The sequence below is a fragment of the Streptomyces sp. NPDC006174 genome, assembly GCF_040614075.1.
Classification (GTDB): Bacteria; Actinomycetota; Actinomycetes; order Streptomycetales; family Streptomycetaceae; genus Streptomyces.
Genome location: NZ_JBEXTJ010000012.1, coordinates 193,963 through 206,608 on the forward strand (window position 1 = coordinate 193,963; position 12,646 = coordinate 206,608).

At 72.4% G+C, this 12,646-nt stretch carries 13 protein-coding genes; 2 read left to right on the forward strand and 11 right to left on the reverse strand.

Annotation, left to right across the window (positions count from 1 at the left end; translation table 11 throughout):
- Positions 1–28 precede the first annotated feature (28 nt).
- Positions 29–859: a pentapeptide repeat-containing protein gene (locus ABZ267_RS26135; RefSeq protein ID WP_356750934.1), complete on the reverse strand. Its 831-nt coding sequence runs from the start codon at positions 857–859 to the stop codon at positions 29–31.
- 148 nt (positions 860–1,007) lie between these two features.
- On the opposite strand from ABZ267_RS26135, the gene ABZ267_RS26140 reads away from it, so the two are divergent.
- Both ABZ267_RS26140 and ABZ267_RS26145 read left to right on the forward strand, forming a co-directional pair.
- Positions 1,008–1,580, forward strand: coding sequence for a PadR family transcriptional regulator (locus ABZ267_RS26140; protein WP_356750932.1), 573 nt, complete (start codon positions 1,008–1,010; stop codon positions 1,578–1,580).
- Positions 1,581–1,647: 67 nt separating this feature from the next.
- Positions 1,648–3,372, forward strand: a complete 1,725-nt coding sequence (locus ABZ267_RS26145; RefSeq protein WP_356750930.1) for an acyl-CoA dehydrogenase family protein — start codon at positions 1,648–1,650, stop codon at positions 3,370–3,372.
- A 23-nt stretch (positions 3,373–3,395) separates the two neighbouring features.
- On the opposite strand, the gene ABZ267_RS26150 is transcribed toward ABZ267_RS26145, so the two are convergent.
- From ABZ267_RS26150 to ABZ267_RS26195, 10 genes are all read right to left on the reverse strand, one after another.
- The gene (locus ABZ267_RS26150) at positions 3,396–4,148 is read right to left on the reverse strand and encodes an IclR family transcriptional regulator C-terminal domain-containing protein (RefSeq protein WP_356750928.1); all 753 of its coding nucleotides are present in this window, start codon (positions 4,146–4,148) and stop codon (positions 3,396–3,398) included.
- A gap of 94 nt (positions 4,149–4,242) precedes the next feature.
- Positions 4,243–6,306, reverse strand: a complete 2,064-nt coding sequence (locus ABZ267_RS26155) for a neutral/alkaline ceramidase (protein ID WP_356750926.1) — start codon at positions 6,304–6,306, stop codon at positions 4,243–4,245.
- Between the two features lie 292 nt (positions 6,307–6,598).
- Positions 6,599–7,225, reverse strand: a complete 627-nt coding sequence (locus ABZ267_RS26160) for a hypothetical protein (RefSeq protein WP_356750925.1) — start codon at positions 7,223–7,225, stop codon at positions 6,599–6,601.
- A gap of 83 nt (positions 7,226–7,308) precedes the next feature.
- The gene (locus tag ABZ267_RS26165; RefSeq protein WP_356750923.1) at positions 7,309–8,670 is read right to left on the reverse strand and encodes a HAMP domain-containing sensor histidine kinase; all 1,362 of its coding nucleotides are present in this window, start codon (positions 8,668–8,670) and stop codon (positions 7,309–7,311) included.
- The gene (locus ABZ267_RS26170; RefSeq protein WP_356751228.1) at positions 8,667–9,332 is read right to left on the reverse strand and encodes a response regulator transcription factor; all 666 of its coding nucleotides are present in this window, start codon (positions 9,330–9,332) and stop codon (positions 8,667–8,669) included. Before ABZ267_RS26170 ends, ABZ267_RS26165 begins: the two co-directional genes overlap by 4 nt.
- A gap of 71 nt (positions 9,333–9,403) precedes the next feature.
- Positions 9,404–10,150, reverse strand: a complete 747-nt coding sequence (locus tag ABZ267_RS26175; protein ID WP_356750921.1) for a maleylpyruvate isomerase family mycothiol-dependent enzyme — start codon at positions 10,148–10,150, stop codon at positions 9,404–9,406.
- 32 nt (positions 10,151–10,182) lie between these two features.
- A complete protein-coding gene (locus ABZ267_RS26180; RefSeq protein ID WP_356750919.1) occupies positions 10,183–10,539 on the reverse strand; it encodes a PRC-barrel domain-containing protein in 357 nt (118 codons plus the stop codon).
- A gap of 151 nt (positions 10,540–10,690) precedes the next feature.
- Positions 10,691–11,470, reverse strand: a complete 780-nt coding sequence (locus tag ABZ267_RS26185) for an FkbM family methyltransferase (RefSeq protein ID WP_356750917.1) — start codon at positions 11,468–11,470, stop codon at positions 10,691–10,693.
- Entirely contained in the window at positions 11,467–11,685 is a 219-nt protein-coding gene (locus ABZ267_RS26190; protein WP_356750915.1) for a Trm112 family protein, read from the reverse strand. Before ABZ267_RS26190 ends, ABZ267_RS26185 begins: the two co-directional genes overlap by 4 nt.
- Before the next feature lie 60 nt (positions 11,686–11,745).
- Positions 11,746–12,642, reverse strand: a complete 897-nt coding sequence (locus ABZ267_RS26195) for a hypothetical protein (protein WP_356750913.1) — start codon at positions 12,640–12,642, stop codon at positions 11,746–11,748.
- Positions 12,643–12,646 lie beyond the last annotated feature (4 nt).

Sequence of the window (12,646 nt, forward strand, 5' to 3'; positions counted from 1 at the left end):
TTTGCCGTGGGCCGGGTGGTCCCGTGGCTCAGGAGGTCCAGTGGACCGGCCGGTGCAGCGCGGCCGGGATCCTGGTCGCCGTGTCGCCTCGGGCCGCGTTGAGCTGCGGCTGGGTGAGGAAGAGCGCGCCGGTCAGGTCGGCGCCGCACAGATTGGCGTCGCGCAGGTCCGCGCCGATCAGGTCGGCGTCGCGCAGATCGGCGCCGGAGAGGTCGGCCGCGATCAGGCAGGCGCCGCGCAAGGTGGCCCCGCGCAGCTTCGCGCCGCGCAGCCGGGCGCCGAAGAGGTCGGCGCCGCGGTGGTTCTCCCTCCTGCCGGGGACGGCGGCGGTGCGGGCGAGGTCGCCGGCGCGCAGCAGGTGAGCGTTCACCTCGGCGCGGAGGGCCGGTACGTCGACGGCCAGAAGGGTCTCGGCGCTCTCCCGGGTCAGCGCGTCGAGCCGGTCGTAGGCGGCGCGCAGGTCGCGGTGGACCGCCATCGCCGCCGGCAGGTCCAGGGCCTCGGCGGTGTGGCGGAGCAGCTCGTGCAGCTGCCGTACCACCGCGAAGACCTCGTACATCGTGCGGGCCGAACCCGGCTCCGTACGCCAGCTGCGGCCTCCGAAGGTGACCTGCGAGACCTTCTGGCCCGCTCCGAAGCAGTCGAACACCGTGCAGCCCTGGTAGCCGCTTTCGCGCAGCCGCTCATGGATCCCGCAGCCGAAGTCCTCCCGGAGGTTGGAGCACGGCGTCCCGGCCGCCTTGTCCGCGGCGAAGTCCGACGAACGGGCGAAGGGCAGCGCCACACAGCACAGGCCGAAGCAGTTCCCGCAGTCGGCCCGCAGGTCGGGGTGGTCGGCGTGTGCGGTGTGCTGGGACAAGGCGGTGGTTCTCCTGGTACGGCAAGCGGATGGTGGGCGCGCGGTCCATTGTCCCCGGCGGCCCGAGCGCGGCGGAGCGCGGGTGACCCGTGTCTCACCCGGCCCCGGCGACTTGTCTATGCAACGAGTTGCATAGAAGGATCGCGGTATGGCGCTCGAACACGCGATCCTCGTCTCCCTGCTGGAGAAGCCCGGCTCCGGCTATGAGCTGGCCCGGCGGTTCGAGCGGTCCATCGGCTACTTCTGGACCGCCAGCCACCAGCAGATCTACCGCGTCCTGGCCCGGATGGAGGCCGACGGCCGGCTCACCGTTCGCGCGGTCGAGCAGCAGGGCCGGCCGGACAAGAAGGAGTACTCCGTCGCCGGACCCGGCCGCGCCACGCTCGCCGAGTGGCTGCACAAGCCGATCGAGCCCGAGAGCCTCCGGCACGACCTCGCCGTCAAGATCCGCGGCGCCGCCTTCGACGATCCGGCCGCGCTGGTCCGCGAGGTCGAGCGCCACCGCCAGGCCCACCGCGACCGCCTCGCGCACTACCTCGCCGGAGAGGTCCGCGACTTCACCGGACCCGAGGCGCCCGCGGCCCCGGACGCGGGCCAGGAGCTCCAGCACGTCGTGCTGCGCGGCGGCATCGCGTACGAGCGCATGACGATCGCCTGGCTCGACGACGTACTCGACACCCTCCGCCGGCTGGCCGGTCCATCGACGGGCCCCGGCGCCTGACGGCACCGGCCGTCACCTCCGTACCACCGAAAGAACCCTCAACCCTCCCTCCCGGAAGGCGATCTCCATGGCTGAGTCCGCGTCCCTGCTCTTCAACCCGCGCACCTACGACCCGCAGCACTTCGACCCGGAGACCCGCAGGCTGCTGCGCGCCACCGTCGACTGGTTCGAGGAGCGCGGCAGGCGCCGGCTGATCGAGGACTACCGCTCCCGCGCCTGGCTCGGCGACTTCCTCGCCTTCTCCGCCAAGGAGGGCCTCTTCGCCACCTTCCTCACCCCGGCCTCCGCCGCCGGGAACGAGGACCAGCGCTGGGACACGGCCCGGATCGCCGCGCTCAACGAGATCTTCGGCTTCTACGGACTCGACTACTGGTACGCCTGGCAGGTGACCATCCTCGGCCTCGGCCCGGTCTGGCAGAGCGAGAACGCCGAGGCCCGCGCGCGGGCCGCCGAACTCCTCGCGCAGGGTGAGGTGTTCGCGTTCGGACTCTCCGAGAAGACGCACGGCGCCGACATCTACTCCACCGACATGCTGCTGGAGCCGGCCGGTGACGGCGGCTTCCTGGCCTCCGGCTCCAAGTACTACATCGGCAACGGCAACGCCGCCGGTCTCGTCTCCGTCTTCGGCCGCCGCACCGACGTCGAAGGCCCCGACGGCTATGTCTTCTTCGCGGCCGACAGCCGCCACGACGCCTACCACCTGGTGAAGAACGTCGTCGACTCCTCCAAGTTCGTCAGCGAGTTCCGTCTGGAGAACTATCCGGTGGCGGCCGCCGACATCCTGCACACCGGCCGCGCCGCCTTCGACGCCGCGCTCAACACCGTCAACGTCGGCAAGTTCAACCTCTGCACCGCCTCGATCGGCATCTGCGAGCACGCGATGTACGAGGCCGTCACGCACGCGAGCAACCGCATCCTCTACGGCCGTCCCGTCACCGCCTTCCCGCACGTGCGCCGCGAGCTGACCGACGCCTATGTCCGCCTCGTCGGGATGAAGCTGTTCAGCGACCGTGCCGTCGACTACTTCCGCTCCGCCGGGCCGGACGACCGCCGCTACCTCCTCTTCAACCCGATGACGAAGATGAAGGTGACCACGGAGGGCGAGAAGGTCATCGACCTGATGTGGGACGTCATCGCCGCCAAGGGCTTCGAGAAGGACAACTACTTCGCCCAGGCCGCGATCGAGATCCGTGGCCTGCCGAAGCTGGAGGGCACGGTCCACGTCAACCTCGCGCTGATCCTCAAGTTCATGCGCAACCACCTGCTCGCACCCGTCGACTACCCGGCCGTCCCGTCCCGCCTCGACGCGGCCGACGACGACTTCCTGTTCCGGCAGGGACCGGCGCGCGGCCTCGGTGGCGTACGGTTCCACGACTGGCGGCCGGCCTTCGACGCGTACGCCGAGGTGGCCAACGTCGCCCGCTTCCGTGAGCAGGCCGACGCGCTCCGCACCTTCGTGGAGACCGCCGCGCCCGACGAGGAGCAGAGCCGCGACCTGGACCTTCTCCTCGCCGTCGGCCAGCTCTTCGCCCTTGTCGTCCACGGCCAGCTGATCCTGGAGCAGGCCCGGCTGACCGGCCTGGACGAGGAGCTGCTGGACGAGCTGTTCGCCGTCCTCGTACGCGACTTCTCCGCGCACGCCGTCGAGCTGCACGGCAAGGACTCCGCCACCGAGGCGCAGCAGGAGTGGGCGCTCGGTGCCGTACGGCGTCCCGTCGTCGACGGTGAGCGGTCGGCGCGGATCTGGGAGCGCGTGGAGGAGCTCTCGGGAGCGTACGAGATGGCCGAATAGCACCCACGCCACAGCCCCCCGCGTCACTCCGGGATCGTCAGCCTCCGGGTGACGCGCAGCGCCGACGACAGCAGCTGGGCCCGGACCTCGCTGGTCCGGTACATCCGGTCCGACCGGAAGGAGATGCCGAGCGAGCCGACCTGGTCGCCGCAGTACACGCGGACGGCGACACAGGTCGTGCCGCGCCGGTACTCCTCCCGGTCCCGGGCCAGCGGTGCCATCGGCGGCGACTCCAGCTCCCGGAGCAGCTCCTCGCGGCGCGTGATGGTGTGGGACGTGAGGTCGGCCAGCGGGTGGCGGGAGAGGTAGTTGGCGCGGGCCTCCTCGTCCAGGCCGCCGAGCACGCTCTTGCCGAGCGCGGTGGCGTGTCCGGCGTCCTCGAAGCCGACCCAGAGGTCGACCCGAGGCGTCCGTGGGCTGTCGACGATCTGGAGGACCCGGATCTCGCCCTCGTCGTACAGCGTCAGGTAGGCGGCTGCGGACAGGTCGTCGCGCAGCGAGGTGAGCAGCGGGCGGATGCTCTGCGTCCATGTTCCGGCACCGGCGCCGGGCGACGGGCCCCGGTCGGCCAGCGCGAAGGCGCCGTCGTCCAGTGCGCTGAGGTAGCCGTCCTCGGCCAGCGCGCGCAGGTGGCCCTCGGCCATGCCGAGAGGCAGCTCGGCCTCGCGGGCCAGCTGCTCGGCAGGCGCACCCGCCGGATGTGCCCCAGCGGCCTCCAGCAACCGGAGATCCCGCTGGACGGACACGGTGGGCTCGGGGCCGGCCTGGTCACCCATGCCCCCAGCATGGACCCGGCGCCCGGGTGCGGCATCTCGTGTATGAATGGCGTGCTGGGCGGGGTTCCGGCGCTCGGGGCCCCGCCCACCAGCGCTATCCGGTCACGGTGAACGCCGAGGACGTCCCGGTGAACGGCGTGATCCTGCCCAGCAGGTTCTTCGCGTCTCCGTGGTGCACGATCCGGTAGGTGCCCGGAGCCGTGTCCGGCCCGATGTCCCAGGTGACCGTGGCCTTCGACGTACCGGTCAGGCCGTTGATCCGGGTCCAGCGGTACCTGGTCTCCCAGTCACCGTCGTCCAGCACCCGCACCCACTGTCCGGCCTCCAACCGCTGGACCTCCAGGAAGGTGCCGCCTCGGCGCACGTTGTTCTTCGGGTGACCGGTGGCGAACTCGACGGTCGCGGTGGAGCCGAGTGCGTACGAGGAGGCCGGCGCGGTCAGGACCGAGCCGAAGGACTTGCCGAGCGGCGGGTTGTCGTAGACGACGCCGGTCTGGAAGGTGAACTGCCGGGCCGACTCGTCCGGCGGCAGCGTGCCCCGGTCCAGTGCGGAGCCCTGGCGCAGCGAGGCCGCGACCCGCGCGTACTCCTGCTGGTAGGCCGGGAGCGTGTTGCGGCCGTAGAGCGTGGAGCCGCCCTCGTAGTTCTGCGTGTCGTACTCCTCCGGCGTCGTCACGTACTGGCTGTAGGCGTTGGCGTACCCCTGGAGCAGCACCCGCTCCAGCGGCACCCCGAGCTCCTGCGCCACGGTCCGGCGGACCCGGAGCCCGGCGGTGATCGTGAACTCGCCCGGCCCCGCCACCAGGTACAGCTCGCCGATCCGCATGATCTGGAGCGGCAGGATCTTCGGCGTGACCGGGTGGACGTTGCTCAGCAGGCCCGTCGGGATGAGGCTCGCCTTCGGGTACTGGCAGGTCGCGAGCCAGGACGGGGTGTCGATGCGCAGCGCGTCGATGATCGACGCGACCGGTGTGCGCATGCCTTCCTCGAAGCCGGGGATCGCCGGGCCGTCCTCCACACTGCCCGCGAGCGTGGAGGCGCCGACGACGGCGGGACAGGTGCGCTGCTCCTTGCCGTCACTCGTGTACTGCCCGCGTACGGTGACGTTCTCCATGTCGACATAGGTGAGGCGGGAGTCGACGCCGCCGGTCACCGGCTTCGCGTCCCGGTAGACCTCGCGGGCCTTGTCCAGCTGACGCTCACCGATGATGCGCGTGTTCTCGAACTCGTCCTCGGTGGGCCCCGATCCGGGCTTCAGGTTGAGGTTCGGGGACATGTCGCCGGCGTTGGTGTTGGGGAACGCGGCGACGAATCCCGGGGTGTTGTCGAGGTAGCGCACGCCTTCGTGGTCGTGCTCCCAGGCGTAGGCGGCATAGCCCTTGTTGTCCGGGCTGATGAGCGTGTTCTTGTTGGTGATCGAGGTGTTGTGCGTGGCGAACCAGCTGATCGCGCCGGCGTCCTTGCCGCCCTGCCGGAACCGCAGCACGGTCATCGCCGGGTCGATGCCGTCCGGGAAGGCCGCGCGGTCGGCCGCCGGGTTGCGGTCGAAGGCCTCGCGGGAGCGGTTGACGCTGGCGTTGGTGAGGGTGCCGGTGCCGAGGCTGATGGTGCCGGGCTTCAGGTCGTCGTGGGCCTTGGCGACGGACTCCGCAATGCCGTCGACGATGGCCCGGTAGGTGCCGTTCTGGAAGCCGAGCACGGAGAGGTTGTACGCCACGTGGTGCGAGTAGCCGCCGGGGCCGGAGTGGGTGTGGGTGGCGGAGAGGAGGACGTTCTCCTCGCCGTACAGGCTGCCGTACCGCTCCTGGAGGCGGGCGAGGACGCCCTGCCGCACGGACTGGAAGATCATCGCGAGGTCCGCGTTGACGTAGACCACGCGCTTGCCGGTCGTCCGGTCGGCCACGACGTACGCGCGTGACCGCTGGCGCTGGTGGATGCCGGAGGTCTTCTGGTCGAAGCTGGAGTAGCCCATCATCCCGGTCTCGGCGGCCTCACCGGTGACATCGGCGATGCCGCGACCGACGAGGTAGTCCGGTTCGGCGGCGGCGGCCGGTGAGGCCGAGGCCGGCGAAGGCGCGCCGAGAGCCACGGCTCCCAGTGCGGCGGCGAGGACGAGAGCGGAGAGCTTGCGAGGGGCGCGGCTGGGGGATCGGGGCATCGGACCTCCTGGGGCGGGAGACGTGCGGGACCCCGGAGCCCGGTCGGCGGCTCGCCGGCATCGGCGGGACCCGGAGCGCTGCCCCGACGGTAGAGGTGTGTGACCTGCGTCGCATAGATCTCTACCGGCCAGTAAATGAGCATTCCTCAGAAACCCTGTCCGGCCTGGTGTGTTGTGCCCTGAAGGCCGGGAATGCGCACCGCTCAGGTGGCCGGCGCGATCGTCGCCTTGACGTGCTTCATGATCGGCTGGTCGCTCTGCGTGCTGTAGTCGCCGAGCGCGCACAGCACGTTCATCTCCGGCATGTATCCGGCCGCGCAGCCGCGGTACGGGCACCGGAGGCGGCTTCCGTGCGGTCGGCCTCGGTGCGCGGGTACAGGGGCGCGGCGAGGTCGAAGGCCTCTTCCGTGGTGGAGTCCTCCTCCTCCGGCTCGGGCTCCTCCGCTTCCTCCTCGGCCGGTTCGCAGGTGAGGGCCGGAACGCTGCCGCCGACTCCGCGCAGGTCGAAGCTGACGATGTCGAAGCGGGCCCGCACCGCCGCGCCGAACGCCTCGTCCATCCCCTCTTCCAGCGAGCTCACTCCGCCCGCGCCCGGACCGCCCGGGTTGTAGACGAGCGAGCCGATGCGCCGGCCCGGACCCGTCGCGGCGGCGCGCGCCACCGGGAGCACGAACGTCCGGCCGTTGCCGGGGCGCGCGTAGTCCAGCGGGACGGTCAGCCGCGTGCACTCGTACCCGTCCGTCGCGCAGCCGGTCCACTCCAGCCGCTGGCTGTAGAACGGTTCGAGGTCGGCTCGCGACGCCGGGTCGGCGGGCCGGACCGTGTTCGTGCCGGGCACCGCGCCGCTCGTGCAGGCGGTGAGGGAGAGGGTGCCGAGGAGGGCCGAGGCGGTGGCGGCGAGGGTGGCGCGGCGGTTCAACGGAGTGCTCCTGGAAGGGGTGGTGAGGTTCCGGCCTGAAGCATTCCTGAGCGATGCTGAGGTTTTGATGAGGCGCTGTACGGTCAGCCGCCGGTGGCCGGGCCCTCCGGCGGCAGGCGCAGCGTGAACCGGGCCCCGCCGCGCCGCCCGGTCTCCGCCGTGAGGCTGCCGCCGTGCGCGTGGGCGACCCAGGAGGCGATCGACAGGCCGAGCCCGGTCGAGCCGGAGCCGCTGCGGAACCGGTCGAAGAGCGCGCCCGCCACCTCCGGCGGAAGACCGGGCCCCGCGTCCTCCACCGTGACGGTCCCCTCGCCGCCGACGGTCACCTCCACCTCGGCCGGCGCACCGGGCAGGTGGCCGTGGACCAGCGCGTTGCCGACCAGATTGGCCACTGCACGGCGTACGAGATCGGGGTCGGCGACCACCACCACGGCCCGCTCCAACCGCACCGCCACCTGCCGGCCTTCGTCCGCCGCGTCCTCCACGACGGCCTCCACCAACTGGTCCAGCCGCAACGGCTCCACCGCCGGCACGGCCGTTCCCGACATCAGCCGGGCCCGGGTCAGCAGCCCGTCGACCAGCGTGCCCATGCCTTCCGCGAGCCGGAGTGTGCGCCGGTGCACATCGGTGCTGTCCGTCTCGCCGCGCAGCGCGGTCTCGGCGAGCGTCCGCAGCGAGGCCGCCGGGGTCCGCAGGTCGTGCGCGGCGTCGGCCAGGAACGACTCCTGCCGCTCCAGCGCCTCCAGAGCCGGCCGGACCGCGCGGCCCGAGAGCAGATGCCCGACCCCGGCCGAGAGGAGGACCAGCACGGCACAGCCGCCGGTCACCACCCGGACCAGCCGCCGGTGGTCCGCCTGCTGTGCCGAGGCGTCGGCCACGGTGACCAGGGCTCCTTGCGGCGCCGCGTCCTCCTCCGCGTCCGGCGGATAGAAGGGCAGCGCGAACAGTCGTACCGGCTCACCGTCCGCCGTCCGCGCGTCCCGGGACCGTGGTGCATCGGCCCGTACGGCGGCCTCGGCGGCCCGCCGTACGGAGGCGGCGGAGACGGTGAGACACGGCCGGTCCGGCGCGTGCTCGACGACCAGCTCGCCGGGGCCGTCCGGAGCCGGGAGGCCGTCCGGAGCCAAGAGACTGTCCGCAGCCGAGAACAGGAAGAGCGGCGGGCACGCGGTTCCGGCGTTGTCGAGCAGCACCTCGGTGTCCAGCCGGCCGTCCTCGTCGGTCTCCAGCAGGCCCAGCGCCCAGTTGGTGTCGGCGCTCATGGCCTGGTCCAGCTGTTCGCGCCCGCGCACGCCGTCGCTGCGCACCGCCAGGACGGCCATCGCGACCAGACCCGCCGCGCTGGTCAGCGCGAACAGCACGGTGATGCGCCGGCGCAGTCTCCGTACGCGGGCGGTCGGCGTGAGCGCGCGGGAGGAGCGCCTGAAGCGCGGCGGGACCTTCACCGGGCGGGCTCGTCGGACAGGCGGTAGCCGACGCCTCGTACGGTGTGGAGGATCGGCGGCCCGCCGAGCTTCCGCCGCAGCTGCGAGACCAGCACCTCCAGGACGTTGGACTGCGGCTCCGCCATCTCGTCCCAGCACCGCTCGATCAGCTCCGACCGGCCGACCGCCTGGTCGGCGCGGGTGGCCAGCACCTCCAGGACCGCGAACTCGCGGCGGGTGAAGGTCAGCAGGACGCCCGCACGGTGCACCTGGCGCCGAGCGGTGTCGATCTCCACGTCTCCGACGCGCAGCACCGGCGGGCTCACCGCCGGAGCGCGGCGGCACAGGCTGCGCACCCGGGCGACCAGCTCCGGCACGGCGAACGGCTTGACCAGATAGTCGTCACCGCCGCGCGCGAACCCCTCCACCCGGTCGGCGACGGTGTCCCGGGCGGTGAGGAACAGCACCGGAACGGCCCGTCCGTCCCGCCGGAGCCCTTCCACATGGTCGGCGGCGTCGCCCGAGGGCAGCATCCGGTCGAAGACCGCGCAGTCGTACGCGGTGACGAACAGCGCCTCGTCGGCCTGTGGCAGATCGACGGCCTCGTCGACCGCGAGCCCGGCGGCCCGCAGCGCGGCGGCCACTGCGAACCGGAGGTCGGCGTCGTCCTCGACCAGCAGCACTCTCACGCCGACACCCTAGATGACCTGCGGAGAGAGGCGAGCGCCGAGCCCGTAAGAGGGATGGCCGGCCGTCAGATCCAGTACGGGGCGGTAGGCACCGTACCGCCGTCCGACGAGGTCAGGCCCGAGCCGCCGGTCCGGCCGGTCAGCCAGCCGAGGAGGTCGGCCTGCGGCCCGCCGACGGTCGGACCGCCGCTCCCGAGTTCGTGGACGAGGCCGGTGTCGGTCGCCTCGATGCGCAGCGGCGGCACGCCGGAGCGCCGACGCTGGGCCGTGACGATGTCGTGGATGATCCAGCGGGCGGCCTCGGGCGGAACGTCGGCGAAGGTGTATCCGGCGGCCAGGTCGGCGTGGTGCACTTCGAGCTCCCGCAGCCGCGTCGGCACCAGCTCGGCGGGCGTGCGCAGCTCTCCGGTACGCATACGGACGTGCTGCTCCCAGGCGGCCGGCGGCAGCGACCGTACGGCCTCGTCGAAGCGTGCGGCGCTCTCGGCGGTGTCGTTCAGCAGCTCCGCGACCGGGCGGCCGGCGCCGGCCTCGATCTCCGCCGCGCGGGCGTCCATGCTCGCGTACTGCGGGGTCTCCACGCTGGTACGGGCCCAGGTCAGCAGCCGGCAGAGGCTGTCGGCGGCCCGGGCCACATGGGTGATGACATGGCCGCGCGTCCACGGCGGGATCAAGGTGGGGCCGGCCGCGTCGGCCTCCGTGAGCGCCTCGACGGTCCGGAGGAAGCGGTCTGTCGAGGCGTCGATCGGGTCCAGCGCACGGGCGTGCCGCAGGTCGGTCCGCGTCTCAGCGGTCTGCCAGTCATCCGTCATGCGGAATACGTTATCCGCATGACGAGAGGTGATCAGCGGCGGGCCAGCACGCGGACACCGTCGGCCGGAGGCAGGTACGGCAGGCCGAAGTAGGCGAAGAGCGCCGGCTCGTCCTCGGCGGGCAGGACGTCGTCCGTGCCGATCGACGGGCCGTCCTTCACCTTGGCCTTGGCGTGCGCGACCTTCAGGTAGTCCGGGCCGACGACGGCCTCCGCCAGCGGGACGAAGACCAGCCGGTGGCGGGTCGGCAGGCCCGTCAGCACGGTGGCGAACGCGGGCTGGTCCGTCCCGGTGTCGACGTACACGGACTCCAGGGAGCCGATCCGGCGCCCGTCGGGGTCGACGACGTCACGCGTACGCCACTCGCGGATGTCTGCGCTCTCGATCACGGTGGAACTCCTCGGGGTCGGCCGCCGCGCACGTATGCGGCGGTCTCGGTGGTTCGCCGCGCGGCCGCCCCGGACGAGGACGGCCAACCCGGCTCTTCCCTCACCTGCCCCGCAACCTCCCGGTCAGCGCAGGCCGCGCCGACAGATCGGCTCAGGCCGTCGTGAAGCCCGGCGCCCGGCCCTCCGGAAGGAACAGGACCGAGTTGATGTACCGGGTGCGGTGCGGCACCAACGCCCGGCGCGCCAGGCCCTGGTGGACCAGGTGTTCCGTCCGCGCCTGGTGGGCCGGCAGGTCGAAACCGGCCAGCGGCATCCACCGCCGCCCGGTCAGGATCCACCCCGCGTAGCCCTGGCCGGTGAGCAGGTCGACCGCCGGAGCGATCGGGCCGAGGCGGCTCTCCAGCTCGACGAGGAGCGCCGGACGGTCCCGTCGCAGCAGCTCCACCGCGCCGCGCAGAGCGGCCACCTCCGCGCCGTCGACGTCCATCTTCACGAAGCCGACGCCGTGCAGCTCCAGGCTGTCGATGGTGAGCGACTCCACCTCGACGCTGTGCGCGTGGATGTCCCGGCGCTCCAGCGAGGAGACGCCGCGGTCGCCGTCGTCGCCTTCCGGCAGCCAGAGCCGCACTGTGGAGCCGGCGCGGTCCGTCGCCGCGCCCTGCACCACCCGGACGTTCGACGGCAGCGTACGGCGCAGATGGCCGGCCAGGTGCGGTACGGGCTCCACGGTGACGACCTGGGCGCACCGCCGGGCGAGCCGGCGCGACCAGGGCCCGTACCAGCCGCCGATGTCCACGGCGACCGTGCCGCGCGGGCAGAAGTCGGCGAGCCGGCGCAGCTCCGGCTCGAAGCGCGGATAGAGGGCGACGGCGGCGGCGCCGACCAGACCCGTGGGCAGCCGGGACGCCACCGCCGCGGCGAACGTGGTCACGCGGCCGAGGCCTTCAGGTGCGCGAGGTATCTCTCGTGCGCGTCGGCCTCCACCTTGCGGCCCGAGGAGGGCAGCAGCTGCGGGATGCCGTCGAGGATGGGATAGCTCAGGCGCAGCCGCGGGTTGTACAGCGCCTCCTCGTCGGTCAGCAGGGCGAGCGGGCCCTTGTCGAGCGGGCAGGCCAGGATGGCAAGCAGCGGGTCGTCGGCGTTCATGAGGCTCCCTCGGTTACAGGGGTGGGGGACGGAGGAGACGGGTCGTGGCTGGATGGAGGGTCAGGACGGGGCCGCCGCCGGAGGAGGGTCGTGGCGGGGCATGGCGAGCAGGACGGTGAGGGCCAGCGCGGTGCCGGCCAGCCGCAGGGTCAGCAGCAGCGGATCGTCGGGCAGGGACTCGCCGAAGGCGAGCGTCCCGAGGACCGCGGTGAACAGACAGGTCACCGTGGTGCAGACGGGCACGATCAGCGAGGCCCGGCAGCGCTGGAGCGCCGTCTGGGACATCACGAGACCGGCCACGGCGGTGAAGAGCAGGAGGTACGGGTACGGCGAGCCGAACAGTGAATGGGCCGCCTCGCCGAGGTCGGTCGTGGTCAGCCGGCTGGAGGTGCCCTTCACCGCCAGCGAGCTGACGCCGTACAGCAGCCCGACCGCCACTCCGTAGCCGATGCCGCTGGTCGGCACCCGGTGGCGCTTGTTCGCCCGGCTCTCCACCCGTACGTAGAGCCAGACGCCCGCCGCCAGCGCCGGGACGCAGACCAGGAGCACCAGCATCCACGGGGCGCCGGAACTCACCGTGTCCTCGCCCTCGCGTACCGAGGCGACGACCATCAGCAGCGCCACCAGGACACCGCCGAGCGCATAGCGTTCGCGTCCGGTCGACTCCTCGCCGAGGACGGTCGAGGAGAGCAGGAGCAGCAGCACCAGGCCGGAGACGAAGATGCCCTGCGCCGCCGCGATCGGCAGCGCGCGGTAGACGATCAGCTGCGCCGCGAACCCGGCCGCCAGCGACAGCCCGCCCAGGATCCACAGCGGGCTGGTCAGCAGGACGAGGATCACGCGCAGCGGCTGGCCGGCGGAGAGCGCGGGCAGATTGCCCAGGGCCCGCTTCTCCACCACGAACCCGACGCTGTACAGCAGGTTGGCCACCAGCGCGGCCCCCACACCCCACCACATCGCG

Excerpts from the sequence above, each read along its gene's own strand:
- ABZ267_RS26140 (WP_356750932.1), top strand. The coding sequence starts at position 1,008 with ATGGCGCTCGAACACGCGATCCTCGTCTCCCTGCTGGAGAAGCCCGGC.
- ABZ267_RS26145 (WP_356750930.1), top strand. The coding sequence starts at position 1,648 with ATGGCTGAGTCCGCGTCCCTGCTCTTCAACCCGCGCACCTACGACCCG.
- ABZ267_RS26150 (WP_356750928.1), bottom strand. The coding sequence starts at position 4,148 with ATGGGTGACCAGGCCGGCCCCGAGCCCACCGTGTCCGTCCAGCGGGAT.
- ABZ267_RS26155 (WP_356750926.1), bottom strand. The coding sequence starts at position 6,306 with ATGCCCCGATCCCCCAGCCGCGCCCCTCGCAAGCTCTCCGCTCTCGTC.
- ABZ267_RS26175 (WP_356750921.1), bottom strand. The coding sequence starts at position 10,150 with ATGACGGATGACTGGCAGACCGCTGAGACGCGGACCGACCTGCGGCAC.
- ABZ267_RS26190 (WP_356750915.1), bottom strand. The coding sequence starts at position 11,685 with ATGAACGCCGACGACCCGCTGCTTGCCATCCTGGCCTGCCCGCTCGAC.
- ABZ267_RS26195 (WP_356750913.1), bottom strand. The coding sequence starts at position 12,642 with ATGTGGTGGGGTGTGGGGGCCGCGCTGGTGGCCAACCTGCTGTACAGC.